Below are 14,632 nucleotides of genomic sequence, written 5' to 3'. Positions count from 1 at the left end.
CTATTTCTCTCTGGCAACCATATAGTTCGCAAGGAAATACAGTGCGTCGCGGTAGGGCGATGCGGGAAAGATTTCCAGATTTGCTTTTGCGGCCTCTATGTATTCGTCAACAACAACCTCAGAGCGCTTTTTAACGTCGTATTGCTTCATAAGTCCGAGCATATAATTCAGGTTTTCGTCTGTTGCCTTTTCATCCACTATTATTTCGCGGATACGTTTCTGTTCTGCTTCTGTGGCAGCTTCCAGAAGTTTGAGAACGGGTAGGGTGATCTTGCCTTCGTTAAGGTCGGTGCCTGGTTTTTTACCTGTTTTTTCAGGGTCACCCAGATAGTCGAGTATGTCGTCCGCCATTTGGAAAGCTATACCGAGTTTTGTTCCGTAGTCTTTCATGGCAGCCTGATGCTCTTCGTCCTGCGCTCCGAGGATTGCTCCCGTTTCGCAGCATGCTGAGAAGAGTACGGCTGTTTTGGAGTTTATTATTTTGAGATAGTCTTCAAATCTAATTTTGACGTCGGCTGTTTTTACAAGCTGGAAAACCTCGCCTTCGCTCATTGTTCTGGCTGCAACGGCAAGAAGCATCTGGATGCGGCTGTCGCCGTCTTTAACCAGAGTCATGAATGCGCGTGAGTAAAGAAAGTCACCGCAGAGAACCGCTATATCGTTTCCGAATATGCGGTTTGCACTCTCTTTTCCCCGGCGGTATTTCGCACCGTCGATAACGTCGTCATGCAGAAGGGTTGCCGTGTGGATGTACTCAACGACACCCGACAGAGTTGCCGTGCGCTGTCCTTTATATCCGCACATCATGGCGGAGAGGATGAGAAACACCGGACGGAGTCTTTTGCCTCCGCTCTCGAAAACATACGCCGCAACTTCGTTCACCATCTTGACATCAGAGTCAAGATTGGCGATCAGTTCTTTTTCAACAGCGTCCCTTTCATTAGCCACAAGTGCCAGTACGTCGTTAATATTCATCCGAAGAATCCCCGTAAAATTTGAGTTGTCGATTTAAAAAATGAGAGTATATTGTTAGCCACACGCAAACACTTATAACAATATACGATAATCAGAAGCATGTAAATAAAAAGGTAATGACTTGAACAGAAGACAGACTGAAGATTTACAGATAATTTACTATAAACTCCTCGACGGGCTGTCTCTGAAGTCCGGCGGCAAGGTATGCGAATCGTCATTTAATAATTTCATTACCGCAAAATATCTCCATGATAAGAACATATATGATACCGTGTATGCTTTGACATATGATATGTCCGGTGTACCGGAAGAAATAGTGCCTCTTAAGGTCGATATGTCCGTTGCCCAGACAATGCGCCGCATGAGAGCAGATACGCATATTTCACTCGGCGGGACGTTCATGTTTCAGCCGATACACGATGTTGTATACGCGCTCCATGGCTCGCTGAACGTCGGCGGCAGGCTTGTGCTTTCTGTATACCCGAAGATTTATGACTCACAGGGCAGGGACGTTCTGGCAATGCTTTCCGATGCCGCTCAGATGCCAGTAAAGGATAAGCTTACAAGATGGGCAATGACTGTGAGCAATTCGGTGCATAATCTTTTCATGAACATAAAAACTGAGGAGCTTATAACCGACGCATCTGTCAGTGAGATTCAGTCGCTTTTCGGCAACGAAACATTTAACCGATATCTTTTTAAAAACGAAACCGAACATGAGATGTTTTTTGAACCTTTGAGGGAAGAACAGAAATATTATATGTCATGGACAGTTATAAGGGGGCTTAGAATATGAATATGCCTTTTCAGACAGACAGAGCGCCGTCCGCCATCGGACCTTACAGTCAGGCGATAATCACAGGAAATATGCTTTTCGTTTCAGGGCAGATTCCGCTTGATCCGGAAACGATGAAAGTTGTCGAAGGCGGTATCAAAGAACAATCGAAAAGATCCGTTGAAAGCCTTCTTTCGGTTGTTGAGGATGCAGGCTTCGGGAAAAAGAGCATTGCTAAAGTCACTATATTTATAAAGAACATGGATGATTTCGGCATTATCAACGAGATATATTCGGATTTTATGGGCGACCACAGACCGGCAAGAGCTGTTGTTGAGGTTGCACGGCTTCCCAAAGACGTTCTGATAGAGATAGAGTGCATCTGCGTTAAATAAAAATTCTGATAAGGCTCTCCAAACGGAGAGCTTTTTTTATCACAGGGACATACAATGACTTATTCCGGTATTTTTGCGGTGCTTCTGCCGTATATGGCGTTTGCGTTTCTCGGCGGTGCGGCAAACCGCATAGGGCTGACAAGGGGTAAGCCTGAAAAGATAATTCTCAAAGTCTATATTAACTTTCTGGTTCCGGTACTGATAGTTAACTACGTTGTGGGCAATGAGGTTCTGAATGATATCGGAAACGTTATCTCTGCGCCGCTGGTTGCTTTTTACGGTATAGTTGCCGGATATATCCTGTCGCTTCTCACCGCTAAATATTTCGGTGTGGAGGGTAGAGATTCCAAGGCTTCTTTTGCATTTACGGTTGGAATTTATAATTACGGTTTCATCTCAATTCCGCTCACGGAGTTTCTGCTTGGAAAGAGTGCCGTGGGACTTCTTCTGGTGCATAACATAGGAATTGATACCGCTTACTGGTCTGTGGGTATAGGGATGCTCACAGGTTTTTCCATTAAGAACATGAAGGCACTTCTGAAAAATCCGCCTCTGATAGCTATCTTTGCGTCGTTAGCAGTGAATTTTATCTTCGGTGCATCCGTAATGCCGCAATGGTTTAAGACAGCAATACACCCGATTGTTGTCGCGGCTATACCCATAGGTATATTCGTGAGCGGTGCCACACTTGCCGAAACAGCTTCTGCTCTGGTGAAAAAGGGCGGATGGAAGGTTTCTATGGGCGCTGTGATTCTGCGGATGTTTGTCATTCCTGCCTTTATGGTTTTTACTGTGATGATTCTTCCCGTCTCTCACGAGCTTAAGATGATAACCGCCGTTCAGGCGTCTATGCCTGCGGGGATGCTTAGCATAGTAATCGTCAAATATTTCGGCGGCGATGTTGAAACTGCCGCCCAGACTATATTCACGACGACTCTGGTTAGTCTTTTTACAATTCCGCTCTGGATAGCTTTCTTTATGAAAATTCTTGCTTAGAAGTAGCTTCTGCCGCCTCTGTATGATCTTACGAAATAGTCTAGGTCGAGACGCTCAACACGCACATGTTTTCCGCTGCTGGGTGCGTGTACGAATTTACCGTCGCCGATATATATGCCGACGTGTGATACTCTGCCGAGACGTCTTGTGTCAAAGAAAACAAGGTCACCGGGCTGGAGTTCGTCTTTGCTGACGTAGGTTCCCTCTTCAAACTGCTGGTGTGAAACTCTGGGCAGGTCAAGTCCGTTCAGTCTGTAAACAGCCATTGTGAGACCGCTGCAGTCGAATCCCGCGTCGGATACTCCGCCCCATTCGTAAGGTACGCCTATGTAGCGCATTGCTGTTTCAACTATTGCCTTGCGAAGACCGGATACGTCGCCGAGATATTCAGGTTTTGCCGCCTCGTATTCATCGGGGGCAACAACGTAGAAAACGTCAATGTAGCCGTTTCTCTGGAGTCTTTTTTGCTGTGGCTACCGCTTCCGTACGTCCTGCGAAGTTACCGAAACGCACTTTATAAAGTCCGTCTTTGTCAAGGAAGTGGTACGAATCCAGACCGTTTGCGTCAAGCTTGGCTTCAAGCCGCTTCGCGTTATTAACGTCGCCGAATGCACCCGCCTGAATGGTATATTGCATAGCCTTGAGTCTTCTGTTCATCTGATTTAAGTTTATGGTTTCTGGCGTATCTGTGAAACTGGGAGCAGCTATTGAGCAAGCGTACATTAGAAATATAGTTAATACAAAGGTTATTCTTATTTTTATCATGTAGTTACCGTTTTTTGTCAATTTAGCAATAAAAAACACCAACCAGTAAAGACTTGAAAGTGTTTATCATGTATACTAGATTCAGATATTAACCAAATTTTTCCGGAGATGAAAGTGAAAAAAGAGGAACTTCAGAATTTTGATGGAAAAGAAGGTCGGAAGAGCTATGTGTCTAATGAAGGAAAAATATATGATGTGACAGACAGCAAGCTCTGGAAGAACGGCAAACACGCCGGAAAGCACTTCGCAGGGATGGATCTTTCAGAAGCGCTGAAGACCGCTCCGCATGGGGCGGAAGTTCTGGAACGTTTTGCGCATGTGGGCGCAATAGAGACCATAAAGGAGACCAAGGAACATCCTCAGGAAGTTACTTTCAAGGATACCGTAAGGGCGCTTTACCGCATATTCCATCCGCACCCTATGCTGATACATTTTCCTATGGGGCTTATCAACTTTGCGGTTATAATGCAGATCATATATTATTTCACAGGTTATCCGTCGTTTTCCACCGCAGGTTTTTATGCCATAGCGACAGCGGCGGTTTTTCTCGTGCCGACTATGGTTTCCGGGTTCGTAAGCTGGTGGGTCAACTATAACCTGACCAAAAATAAAATATTCATGATGAAAATATCGTTCTCTTTTCTGCTGCTTCTGATGTGCATCACGGAGTTTTTCGTGGGGCTTAACAATGGAGACGAGGGGATGTTTTATAATATTATGCTGTTTCTGAACGTACCCGTTCTGGCGGTTATAGGATTCAACGGCGGAAAACTTAGCTGGGGTTAAAAAAGTTGTTGAAAAAGTTTTTGTGAGTATGTATTATCTCACTTCCGACAGGCACGTAGCTCAGTGGGAGAGCATCGCCTTGACGTGGCGAGGGTCGCTGGTTCAATCCCTGCCGTGCCTATAAAAAGAGAGGGCTTAGAAGAAATTCTAAGCCCTTTTTTGTTATCTACATTCTTTCGGGAGCCTTTATGCCGAGCAGGTCGAGCACAGCCTCTATCACTTGCAGGTATGCTCTGACAAGCGCCAGCATAGCTTTTTTCCTTTCGGGGTCTGTTTCCCTTATGATGTTCGTTTTTGCGTACATTGACGAGAAAGTCGCCGCTATGTTGTAGCCGTACTCGCAGAGCACCATTGGTTCTCTGTTGCGGAACGACGTTTCGCATGCTTCCGGAAACGCCTGAAGCGCGAGCATCAGGTTGAATTCTTCCTGAGAAACGGGTTCTTTGATATCGGTTGCATCTATGTCGCCGGCTTCTGCTTTTGCAAGTATTGATTTTGCACGTACTGCCGAATAGAGCAGGTAAGGACCTGTCTTTCCTTCAAACTCAAGGAATCTGTCCAGCTCGAATATATAGTCTCTGGCGCATGTGTTGCTCAGGTCGCCGAATTTCAGCGCTGCGATACCTACGCACTCTGCTACATATTTTTTCTCATCATCGCTGAGAGATGCACCGTATCCTCCGTCAACAAGCTTTGAAAGTGCTTTCTCCGTAACTGTTGTTATCAGCTCTTTCAGTTTCAGTGTGCCGCCTTCGCGTGTTTTGAAGGGTTTGCCGTCGGTGCCGTTCATCGTGCCGAAAGGAACATGTTTAAGCACGACTTCGTCACGCACCAGCTGTGTTTTTCTGACACAGCGGAATATCTGTTCAAAGTGGAGGGACTGTCTTTTGTCCACAACATAAAGGATCGTATCTGGGTCATAATCTTTAACACGCTCGTAAATGGTGGCTATGTCCGTTGCGTGATAAAGTGCCGCGCCGTCACTCTTTCTAAGTATTACTGGCGGGATGTTATGGTTGTCGGTTTCTTCCGCAACCTCTATGATAAGTGCGCCGTCGCTCTCTTTCGCATAGCCCTCTTTGATGAACCTGTCGATGAGCATATCGAGGTACTGGTGAGCGTCGCTTTCTCCAAGCCAGAGGTCGAAATTGACCAGCAGGCGGGAATAATCAGACTTGAGGTCTGCAATGGACACGTCTACGACCTGCCTCCAGAGTGCTCTGTAACCTTTGCGTCCGCTGTGAAGCTCTGTTGTGGCCTTGCGGCATGCGTTCAGGTATTCCTCGTCCTCTTTGGATTTTTTGCTGGCGGTTGGATATATTGTTTCCAGATCTTCAATTGTCACGGGTGCTTCCATGGGGAATGTATCCGCGCTTTCGTCGAAATATGCCCATTCGGGGTGCCTGAGTTCAAGCTCATGGATTATCATGCCCATTTGCAGTCCCCAGTCGCCAAGGTGTACGTCGCCGACAACGTCGTGTCCGCGGAATTTTGCAACACGTTTGATACATTCGCCTATGATTGCAGAGCGCAGGTGACCGACGTGGAGCGGTTTCGCAACGTTCGCGCCGCCGTAGTCAACTATAATCATCTCTTTATTGATGTCGGTGCATGCGAGGTTTTCGGAGTTCAGCATCTCTTTCAGGCTGTCTGTAAGAAATGTGCCAGTGACCTTCATATTTATGTATCCGGGACCGTCTATTCTGATGTTTTCAAACAGAGGGTTTCCGGAGAGTTTATTTACTATTTCCTGCGCGATGTCTCTGGGCGGTTTTTTGAATAACTTTGCCGCAGGCAGAGCGCCTACGGATGAAAAATCGCCGAGTTCGGGCAGTTTACAGTTGATGACTTCTGAAAAGTTTCCTTCATAGCCGCATTCTGAGAAAGCAGCGCCAATGATGTGATTGATTTTTTTACGGAGCATTTTTAAACCTTAAATTGATTTTTGAGAGACAAACTATAGGCTATTAAGCCATCTAATTCAAGGTAATTCGTAAAACAGCCTTCCTGTTCTGTAAGTACCTTACAAAAAATTCCATTCTTTAACTTTTAAATGTTTATCTTATTTTGAAAAAAGATCAGGAGGATAATTATGGACTTTATTGAACTGAGTAAAAAACGTTATTCCGTCAGGAAATTTCAGGAGAAAAAAGTCGAAGAGGAAAAAATAGCTCTTCTGGCAGAAGCTGGCAGGGCGGCGCCCACCGCAGCGAATTTTCAGCCGCAGAGGATACTTGTCATAGATTCCGCGGAGATGCTTGAAAAGGTCAGAGACAGCACACCTTATCATTTTGATGCACCACTTGTTTTTCTCGTTTGCTATGACACGTCGGTAAGCTGGAAGCGCAAGTTTGACGGAAAAGACATGGGTGAAGTTGATGCGAGTATTGTCACAACGCACATCATGCTTGCCGCAGAGGATATAGGGCTTGGTGCAACGTGGGTTGCTTTCTTTGACCCGCAGGTGGTGAAACAGAAATTTTCTCTCCCCGAAGGTATCGAGCCTGTCGCGTTTCTTCCCGTCGGCTATCCGGCGGAGGACAGCAAGCCAAGTCAGAACCATTTTTCAAGACTGGAAGCGGACAAGACCGTATTCAGGAATTCATTCTAAGCTGCTTATTCACGGGGTTGCGGAATTCACACGGAACTTTCGTCTGGCAAAGTCCGCATCCGCTCCCCGCTTTTTCTATCCCGCCGACCTCTGCCGCAAACTTTTTAGATGCTTCGCCGTAAACAAAAGCGGCGCATTTCATCTTGTTGTGTCCGGTTTTATCAATTGCGCCCACGGGACATCTTTTTATGCAGACGCCGCAAAGACCTTTTGCCATGAACAGACAGTTTGCCGTGTGGCTCTGTTCCTTTCGGAAGCTGGGTTCCAGAACCATATCTGTAACGATTGATATTATCCGTATGCAGGTTCCCTTTTCCGTAATAAATCCGTCGCTCAACCCGAAAGTCCCCGCTCCTGCGGCATACGCCATGTGGCGTTCAGACCAGTTGGATGTCAGCGTATTAGTCCTTATAACTTTGAATTTATCTGAAAGCCATGGCGCAATGGCTCCGTAGCCCATACCATGGAGATGCCTCACTATCTCGCTGAGTCTGTTCTTGTAAAATATCTCATCGCCGTGACCTCTGCTCAAAGCCCATTCCTTTGAAGCCATATCTTTGTATATTCTGTTACTTGTGCGTATGTCTTCTTCTATCGGGGAAACAGTGACAATAACAGAACCGCCTTTAAAGGTATTAGCACCGTATGCAAGCTCAAACACCCCCTTCGGTGTCATATGTTCAGGCGAAACAATATCCTTAAAAGTGTTGTATATGGGGTCTGATGCGTCTGCTATGAATATGTCAGGCTCATCGTAATATCTTTTCCCTGTTGACGGATGAACGTTTTCCGGGTGGTTATGAATGTAATCTTTGATATGCTGAATAAGTTTTTCTCTCATGTGACCCTCGATATCGTGTGTATACACGTTTATTGCAAAAAATTAATTTGTCAGCGATTCAATTTTAGAAAGCAGGGCAGTGAAGTCTTTCAGAGTGTCGGTTCCAAGATTATCTTCCAAATATCTTTGTGCCTGTTCCCAGAGCGGAACTGCCTTTTCCAGAGCTTTTTCGCCTTCGGGTGTAAGCATCAGGCGTCTGCTTCTTGTCCCTTTTTCGGAAGCGTCGCTGATGTATCCTTCATTCTCCAGTGCTTTCAGCCCGCGCACAAGGGTGGTTCTGTCCAGACGCATCTTTTCCGCCAGCCTGCTTACGTTCACAGGTGACATGGAATTAATATGCTTAAGCATCGAGAACTGACCTATCTTAAGCCCGCTCTCCGCAAGATATCCGTCGTATATTTCTGTTACTGCCTGTGCCGCTCTGCGGATGTTTATGCAGTTGCATGCTGAGCTTTCTTTTTTCATAATAGTGTATATACACTATATTCCCGGCAGTGCAACCCTTTTCTTGTGTTTCGCCCTGTTTGATAATATAATCCACAGTCATTTCTATCAGGCGGTGGGATGTTGCAGTACAGAAAAGATGTGGACGGACTGAGAGCCGTTGCGGTTTTACCGGTTATCCTTTACCACGCAGGTATATCCGCGTTTTCAGGCGGCTATGTCGGCGTTGATATCTTTTTTGTTATATCCGGCTATCTGATAACAGGCATAATCTCTGCGGAGATGTCGGAAGGCACGTTCACCGTTTCAAACTTCTATGTGCGACGCATAAAGCGGATATTTCCGGCACTCTATTTCATGATGCTGGTGACGATTATCCTGTCAGGTTTCCTGCTTCTTCCGGAACATTTCAGAAACTTCGGCAAGAGTGTGGCGGCAACCGTATTTTTCAGCTCGAATTTCTTTTTCTGGAAACAGAGCGGCTATTTTGATGCGGCGGCAGAGACAAAACCGCTCCTTCATACATGGTCACTTGGCGTCGAGGAACAGTTCTATATAATTTTCCCTCTGTTTCTGCTTTGGCTGTACAAAAAACGTCACAATATAAAACTTGCTGTGGCAGCGGTTTTCGTTTGTTCGCTGGCACTTAGCATATTTCTGACATACCGCAAACCGGAGATGTCTTTCTATCTGTTGCCTACGCGTGCATGGGAGCTGATGCTTGGCACGATGCTTTCTCTCGGTGTGTTCAGACGCGCGGAGAGCAGGGCGCTTAACGACATACTTTCAGTTGCGGGAATAGCCATGATAGCTTTTTCTGTGGCACTGTTCAATGCGGCGACACCTTTTCCCGGATACAGCGCACTTTTGCCGTGTACCGGTGCGGCGCTTCTGATATACGCAGGTGAAAAAAGCATTATGGGGCGCATACTGTCTTTCAGACCGCTGGTGTTTATCGGACTGCTTTCATACGCACTCTATTTGTGGCACTGGACTTTCATAGCGTTCAGAAATTATTATAGCAACATAACCGGTGATGCGTTCTTTATGAGCAACTGGTTCATCATTGCCGTGACTTTTCTTTTTGCTGTCCTTTCGTACTATTTTGTTGAGCATCCCATACGCAGAAGAAAGTTTCCTGTTCCTTCAAAGCTGTTTAAAGCTTCCGCCGCTGTGATGCTTCTGTTTACCGCTATCGGAACGGTTATATACAAAACCGACGGGATGCCTTTCAGGATGCCTGAATCTGTCAGCGTTGTAACGGATGCACCTGGAAGCACATACAGAAACACTGACTGCTATTACAGAGACCCTATGAAGGCGAAAATTGATAACCTATGCCGCATGGGGGACAAAAAAGGTAAACCGACATTCATCGTATGGGGTGATTCCCATGCGCTCTCGCTTACGGACGGGATGAATAAATTCGCCGCTGAAAATGGCACTACAGGTGTTTTCGCCGGAAAATCTTCATGCCCGCCGCTTCGTCTTGTGCGGATACTTATAAACGACGTTCCCACCAACTGCCGCCAGTTTAACGATATTATATATAAAGAAGTTGCTGCCGATAATGACATCAAAAACGTGTTTCTTGTTGGCAGATGGGAAGTTTATTCGGGTAAACCCACTCTTGGCAACGATGCCGGTTCTGAAATGAGGCTGGACGACGGGATAACCAAAGATGTTATAGAGAATAACAACCTTAAGGTGTTTGAAGAGGGCCTCGTGCGTACTGTCGGTTCGCTGGAACGTGCTGGCAAGAACGTATATTTTGTTATGGATGTGCCGGAAGTGCCTTACGACGTTCCTTCTGAGATGGGAAAGATAGAATATTTCAGACGCGTTTTTCCCGCGCTCACGTCATTTGTCAACTCAGGACTGCCTTACAGTCATTATCAACAGCGAAACGAAAATGTATTTAAAGTTCTTGAGAAGGTGAAACAGAAAACTAATGTCAAAGTGGTCAATGTTCAGGATGTTCTTTGCCGAAATGGCGAGTGCAGGCTGACGGAAGGCGGAAAATCGCTTTATGCCGATGATGACCATCTTTCCGTGTTCGGTTCAGAATATGTAGTCGGAAGTTCTAAGACTATTCTGGATGCGATGCTGAAATAAAAACGCCGCACATAAAGCGCGGCGTTTTTATTGTTGTTATTTGTTTTGTTCAAATGGCGGTTCGGCGGGTTTATCGCCGTGATCGTTCTTTTTAGGTTCCTTACCTTTTTCCATCGGCTGTCTGTCCTTGGGGGCGTCCTTTTTCATGTTTTTGTCTTTCGGAGGCTGTGCAGGTTTTTCTTTTTTAGCGTCTTTCTTCATATCTTTGTCGTTGTTATGTGGGGGCATGGGTTTGCTGTCACCCTTTTTCATATTCATGTCGTGTGCCTTTTCTGGTTTTTCTTTCGGTGTTTCTTTTTTCGGCGGGATATCGACATTTACGTTAAGGTTAACGTCGGCGTATGCAGTGAATACGCTGAGAAATGATATTAAAGTCAGAATCGAGATAAATTTTTTCATAAGAACTCCTCTTGTTTCTTCTGAGGAGATTCTAATCCTGTGATTGTGTCAGAAAAGTGCAATTTACCAATTCATGATTTATCCCTGAGAAAACCACACTCTCAGGTATTTCTTTTATGAAATTCTGGCGCAGGCTGTATGTGTATGCACCCTGATCGGGTATTATCAGCAGATCGCCTATGGACATTCCGCCGCCGTGGTATGCGTAACCCCATACGTCGTGGGGAGTGCAGAGGGAGCCGAGAACCATCATGGGGTATTCTGTCTCTGATATCTGCGAAACATTTATCACAGGAAAATAATCCATTTCATAGCGCTCCCAGCCCAGCATGTTTGTTGCGCCGTCGGTTATGGCTATGTCCGGCTGTTTGATGTCTTCAACTGTGAGAAGCATGTGTATCGCTCCGTGCGCCACGAAGCGCCCGGGTTCAGCAAACACTCTGCATCCGGCATATGGGAGGATGTGTTCGTTGAACGCCGCAGAAAGTGCATCGGCGTATGTACTTATGTCAGTTGCCGGAAGATATCTGTGATCCAGCGGATCGCAAGGCTGGTTCAGAAGCTGTTTATTGAGCTTCATCTCCTCTGCCGTGTCGGCAAGTATCCACTCACCTTCCTCCGGCCAGTAACCGCCGCCTATGTCTATGAATTCAATCCGTTTTTTATGATCCTTTGGAAGTTTTTGTATGGTCTTGCCGAGGTTTCTTATCAGCTCGACGTGGTTGTCGGGGTTCAGGTTCCAGCTGGAGTGGAATTGTATCCCGCAGAAAGTCACACAGCTGTTTTCAGCCATGTTGATGAACTGCTCAAGTTCATCGTGTTGGATGCCGAATTTGCGCCACAGAGGGTTGTTTTCTGTGGTCAGACGGACACCGACCCTTATAGGTTTACCTATGACAGTTAGTTTATTCAGTTCGGTAAAGCTGTCACAGAGGATAGTTACTCTGTCACTGTGCCTGACAGCAAGTTCAAGCTCTGTCATGGTCTTTGCGGGTCCGCTGAAAACTATTTTTTCGGCTCCGCAGGAAATCGCTGTTTCCAGCTCCCTCCCGCTTGAAACGTCAATGCCGAAGCCCATGCCCGCAAGTGTTTGAATTATGTATGGGTGATTACAGCTTTTCATTGCGAAAAATGGAGAAAAATCACCGAAAGCTTCTGAAAAAACGCTCAAAAAACGTTCTGCGCGTTCGTTAAGTGACGGAATATCCAGAAAATACAGAGGTGAGCCGAATTTTTCCCGCGCTTCATGAAAAATATCCGACATTTTATGTACTTTGCGGACGCATTTTTTTATCATTTTGTCGGGCAGAACGGGAGTGCGCTTGTTCAGGAGTTTCCGCACCGCTTCGTCGTGTTCGTATGTGTACATCAGGCGTATTCCACTGTTATTTTTGACCGGATATCTTCTATCTGTTCGTGTATGTCCGTTCCTTCGTACGGACGAAAGACGACGTGACCTATCAGTCGCGAGAAATAGTTTTCAGGAGGAAGGATTATATTGTGTCCGGCTTCTCTTTCAATATGCACGGAGATAATCCTGTCGTCCTTCGCCACAGAGGCTTTGCGGAAGATGCCGTTCTTTTCCGCGATTATGCGAACTGACACGGCGGGAAGCCAAAGGGTAGGGATGCAGACTTCGCCTGTCACGGCGTAATCGAGAGCCGCGCGGAAAGTGTCGAATCCGGCTGAAGCCATTACAGTATCGGGCAGGCTGTCGCCGCCGAACCGCGGGGTCATTTCTATCAGATAAATCTGACCGTTCATCACTATGAAATCAGTCATGGCTACCATAGCGGAGAACCCAAGCGTTTCGGCGCCGCTGACCAGAATTTTTTTAAGTTTTTCAGTGTCCAGAGGTTTGGACGGCGGGATAATGTATGCCGATGCTGTGCCGAAGGACAGATCGTCCCTGCGCACCTTTTCTGCAATGCGTATTATCTCTGCTTCTCCGTTGGTCAAAACCCAGTCGCAACTGAATTCGTCGCCTTCAATGAACTGTTCGAGCGTGCATCCCAAAACAGGATACATCCTGCGGTTCTCGTGAGCCGCCAGCCTGTTATTTATATAAAGATATTTTTCGGTGGTGTCCTCTATGGAATCCACGCGGAAAACAAGTTCGCTTCCGCTTCCGGTTGCAGGTTTTATGACGCATGGAAAGACGGCTGTGTGCGCCGCTTTTTCAAGGTCGTTCGGCGAAAACAGATTTATCGTTTTCGGGCAGGGTACATTGTTCTTCTGCCAGAGCATGTGGGAACCCGCCTTTGAACGTGCGTTTTCTATAGCTGACAGTGGCGGGAAGGGCAGGGAAAGCCTTTCTGCTGTCTTTGCAGCCAGGGGCAGGGCTTCGCAGTCGAAGCAGGTTATACCCTTTATGTCTATGCCATACTCTTTTGCATGGTTCAGGATCGTTTCTATAGCGCCTTCATGGTCTGAAAGGTCATAAAGGCACTCGTCCTTTTTCGGCGGTTTGAAACCTGTCCATTCCGCGCTTTGTCCCTTGTCTGTCAGAAAAAGTGCCTCACTGCCGTATCTGGTATATATTATCTCGTTGTAATCGGGTGTTGAACCCACCACCAGAACGCGGTTGTCAGGCATGACAGACCTCGAACACGGATTCTTCCGTGTTTGATATCTTGTAAAGCGGACGCGGCTCAAGGTGGAACATTGATTTCCATGAAAAATTTCCGCAGAGGAAATCCGCATGATCAAAGCCCATTCTGCATGAATAACCCATATGCAGTGTGTTTATAAACTTGGCTATGCCGGGGAATTTTATATTTGTTCCGCCTGCAAGCAGTGTGTATACGTTGTTGAAGATGCTCCCTGCGTCTATGGCAGCATATTCTCCGTCCACCAATACCGTGGTGATGCGGAGCATTTTATTTTCATTCAGATACGATATCAGGTTTCTGAAACCGTCTGCGAATTTTTTATCCGAAAAATAGGAGTCACTGCCGAAACGGTCGGTGTTCATTTTGATCAGCAATTCAAAATCCTCCTGTCTGTCATACATCACTGTGATGAATTTTTCATAGACAGAGGATTCTTTTTTCATCTTTTTAGCCGTTCTTCCTGTGAATGAAGCATAATATCCGTCCATGCTGTATCCGTAGCGGGACGGGGTGAACAGGTATCCGGTTTCGTCCTCAATTTCCGTTTGCAGTTCACAGGACGGCAGAAGATAGCGGATATGATATTTCAGCCCTGTGCAGTCTGCTGCAAAGGCTATCATGGCGTCAAGGGTTGCTCTGCTGTCTGCAAAAAGACGGTTCTGCTCAAGCCATGTTTTTCCGTGCCATGCTTCGCCGGGAAAGAAGCCCAGCGTTCCTGTTTCCGGTATTTTACAGAGCGGCAGAAATCCGACGGATGCGCCGTCTCTTTCTGCGGAAACAAAGCAGAGTTCACGCGCAAAGGTTCTGTGGAAAGCATTTCTCACATCCCAGAGATCGAAAACAACCTTCTGAGGAATGTGTGCTTCCCACAGCCTGCGGCACTCCGCAGGGTCTGTATGGATACTGATGTTTAACAAT

At 46.4% G+C, this 14,632-nt stretch carries 16 protein-coding genes and 1 tRNA gene; 7 read left to right on the top strand and 10 right to left on the bottom strand.

Going from position 1 to position 14,632, the window contains the following annotated elements; all coding sequences use genetic code 11:
* Entirely contained in the window at positions 1-975 is a 975-nt protein-coding gene (locus LRY47_RS02915) for a polyprenyl synthetase family protein (protein ID WP_295222419.1), read from the bottom strand.
* Positions 976-1,096: 121 nt separating this feature from the next.
* Here LRY47_RS02915 and LRY47_RS02910 point away from each other — a divergent pair, with 121 nt between their 5' ends.
* From LRY47_RS02910 to LRY47_RS02900, 3 genes are read left to right on the top strand one after another with little or no spacing between them, the layout of a single operon-like run.
* The gene (locus tag LRY47_RS02910; RefSeq protein ID WP_295222417.1) at positions 1,097-1,771 is read left to right on the top strand and encodes a hypothetical protein; all 675 of its coding nucleotides are present in this window, start codon (positions 1,097-1,099) and stop codon (positions 1,769-1,771) included.
* A gap of 2 nt (positions 1,772-1,773) precedes the next feature.
* Positions 1,774-2,145 carry a RidA family protein gene (locus LRY47_RS02905; RefSeq protein WP_366043152.1) on the top strand — a complete coding sequence of 124 codons (372 nt, stop codon included), beginning with the start codon at positions 1,774-1,776 and terminating at the stop codon, positions 2,143-2,145.
* A 54-nt stretch (positions 2,146-2,199) separates the two neighbouring features.
* On the top strand, positions 2,200-3,141 hold the full coding sequence (locus tag LRY47_RS02900; RefSeq protein WP_295222414.1) for an AEC family transporter: 942 nt from the start codon (positions 2,200-2,202) through the stop codon (positions 3,139-3,141).
* Here the strand turns inward: LRY47_RS02900 and LRY47_RS02895 are convergent.
* Positions 3,138-3,479, bottom strand: a complete 342-nt coding sequence (locus LRY47_RS02895) for a C40 family peptidase (RefSeq protein WP_295222412.1) — start codon at positions 3,477-3,479, stop codon at positions 3,138-3,140. The genes LRY47_RS02900 and LRY47_RS02895 overlap by 4 nt on opposite strands.
* A gap of 97 nt (positions 3,480-3,576) precedes the next feature.
* On the bottom strand, positions 3,577-3,798 hold the full coding sequence (locus LRY47_RS02890) for an SPOR domain-containing protein (protein ID WP_295222410.1): 222 nt from the start codon (positions 3,796-3,798) through the stop codon (positions 3,577-3,579).
* Between the two features lie 222 nt (positions 3,799-4,020).
* Between LRY47_RS02890 and LRY47_RS02885 the strand changes: the two genes are divergently transcribed.
* Together LRY47_RS02885 and LRY47_RS02880 are read left to right on the top strand one after the other, a co-directional pair.
* The gene (locus LRY47_RS02885; RefSeq protein WP_295222408.1) at positions 4,021-4,692 is read left to right on the top strand and encodes a DUF2231 domain-containing protein; all 672 of its coding nucleotides are present in this window, start codon (positions 4,021-4,023) and stop codon (positions 4,690-4,692) included.
* Between the two features lie 49 nt (positions 4,693-4,741).
* Positions 4,742-4,813: transfer RNA gene (locus tag LRY47_RS02880), tRNA-Val, on the top strand.
* Between the two features lie 45 nt (positions 4,814-4,858).
* Here LRY47_RS02880 and argS read toward each other — a convergent pair.
* A complete protein-coding gene (argS, locus tag LRY47_RS02875) occupies positions 4,859-6,616 on the bottom strand; it encodes an arginine--tRNA ligase (protein WP_295222406.1) in 1,758 nt (585 codons plus the stop codon).
* 168 nt (positions 6,617-6,784) lie between these two features.
* Between argS and LRY47_RS02870 the strand changes: the two genes are divergently transcribed.
* On the top strand, positions 6,785-7,303 hold the full coding sequence (locus tag LRY47_RS02870) for a nitroreductase family protein (RefSeq protein ID WP_295222404.1): 519 nt from the start codon (positions 6,785-6,787) through the stop codon (positions 7,301-7,303).
* Here LRY47_RS02870 and LRY47_RS02865 read toward each other — a convergent pair.
* Together LRY47_RS02865 and LRY47_RS02860 are read right to left on the bottom strand one after the other, a co-directional pair.
* On the bottom strand, positions 7,287-8,144 hold the full coding sequence (locus LRY47_RS02865) for a hypothetical protein (protein WP_295222403.1): 858 nt from the start codon (positions 8,142-8,144) through the stop codon (positions 7,287-7,289). The two genes, LRY47_RS02870 and LRY47_RS02865, sit on opposite strands and share 17 nt — an antisense overlap.
* Positions 8,145-8,186: 42 nt before the next feature.
* Positions 8,187-8,609, bottom strand: coding sequence for a MarR family winged helix-turn-helix transcriptional regulator (locus LRY47_RS02860; RefSeq protein WP_295222402.1), 423 nt, complete (start codon positions 8,607-8,609; stop codon positions 8,187-8,189).
* Between the two features lie 102 nt (positions 8,610-8,711).
* On the opposite strand from LRY47_RS02860, the gene LRY47_RS02855 reads away from it, so the two are divergent.
* Entirely contained in the window at positions 8,712-10,703 is a 1,992-nt protein-coding gene (locus LRY47_RS02855) for an acyltransferase family protein (RefSeq protein ID WP_295222400.1), read from the top strand.
* A gap of 36 nt (positions 10,704-10,739) precedes the next feature.
* Here the strand turns inward: LRY47_RS02855 and LRY47_RS02850 are convergent, their stop codons facing one another.
* The 4 genes from LRY47_RS02850 to LRY47_RS02835 are packed head-to-tail and all read right to left on the bottom strand — an operon-like array spanning position 10,740 to position 14,631.
* Positions 10,740-11,102: a hypothetical protein gene (locus LRY47_RS02850; protein ID WP_295222399.1), complete on the bottom strand. Its 363-nt coding sequence runs from the start codon at positions 11,100-11,102 to the stop codon at positions 10,740-10,742.
* Positions 11,103-11,133: 31 nt separating this feature from the next.
* Positions 11,134-12,471, bottom strand: a complete 1,338-nt coding sequence (locus LRY47_RS02845; protein WP_295222397.1) for a hypothetical protein — start codon at positions 12,469-12,471, stop codon at positions 11,134-11,136.
* Complete coding sequence (locus LRY47_RS02840) at positions 12,471-13,697, bottom strand: ATP-grasp domain-containing protein (protein WP_295222396.1); 1,227 nt, start codon at positions 13,695-13,697, stop codon at positions 12,471-12,473. Before LRY47_RS02840 ends, LRY47_RS02845 begins: the two co-directional genes overlap by 1 nt.
* Complete coding sequence (locus LRY47_RS02835) at positions 13,690-14,631, bottom strand: GNAT family N-acetyltransferase (protein WP_295222395.1); 942 nt, start codon at positions 14,629-14,631, stop codon at positions 13,690-13,692. The genes LRY47_RS02840 and LRY47_RS02835 overlap by 8 nt, the downstream gene beginning before the upstream one ends.
* Position 14,632: the final 1 nt, after the last annotated feature.

The sequence above is a fragment of the Seleniivibrio sp. genome, from assembly GCF_021209385.1.
Lineage (GTDB): Bacteria > Chrysiogenota > Deferribacteres > Deferribacterales > Geovibrionaceae > Seleniivibrio.
The sequence above is the reverse complement of the archived record's forward strand: the minus strand, read 5'-3'. Positions and strand labels throughout refer to the sequence as shown.

Coding starts and splice junctions, on each gene's coding strand:
- LRY47_RS02915 (WP_295222419.1), bottom strand. CDS start 975: ATGAATATTAACGACGTACTGGCACTTGTGGCTAATGAAAGGGACGCT.
- LRY47_RS02905 (WP_366043152.1), top strand. CDS start 1,774: ATGCCTTTTCAGACAGACAGAGCGCCGTCCGCCATCGGACCTTACAGT.
- LRY47_RS02900 (WP_295222414.1), top strand. CDS start 2,200: ATGACTTATTCCGGTATTTTTGCGGTGCTTCTGCCGTATATGGCGTTT.
- LRY47_RS02895 (WP_295222412.1), bottom strand. CDS start 3,479: ATGCGCTACATAGGCGTACCTTACGAATGGGGCGGAGTATCCGACGCG.
- LRY47_RS02890 (WP_295222410.1), bottom strand. CDS start 3,798: ATGAACAGAAGACTCAAGGCTATGCAATATACCATTCAGGCGGGTGCA.
- argS (WP_295222406.1), bottom strand. CDS start 6,616: ATGCTCCGTAAAAAAATCAATCACATCATTGGCGCTGCTTTCTCAGAA.
- LRY47_RS02870 (WP_295222404.1), top strand. CDS start 6,785: ATGGACTTTATTGAACTGAGTAAAAAACGTTATTCCGTCAGGAAATTT.
- LRY47_RS02865 (WP_295222403.1), bottom strand. CDS start 8,144: ATGAGAGAAAAACTTATTCAGCATATCAAAGATTACATTCATAACCAC.
- LRY47_RS02860 (WP_295222402.1), bottom strand. CDS start 8,609: ATGAAAAAAGAAAGCTCAGCATGCAACTGCATAAACATCCGCAGAGCG.
- LRY47_RS02850 (WP_295222399.1), bottom strand. CDS start 11,102: ATGAAAAAATTTATCTCGATTCTGACTTTAATATCATTTCTCAGCGTA.
- LRY47_RS02845 (WP_295222397.1), bottom strand. CDS start 12,471: ATGTACACATACGAACACGACGAAGCGGTGCGGAAACTCCTGAACAAG.
- LRY47_RS02840 (WP_295222396.1), bottom strand. CDS start 13,697: ATGCCTGACAACCGCGTTCTGGTGGTGGGTTCAACACCCGATTACAAC.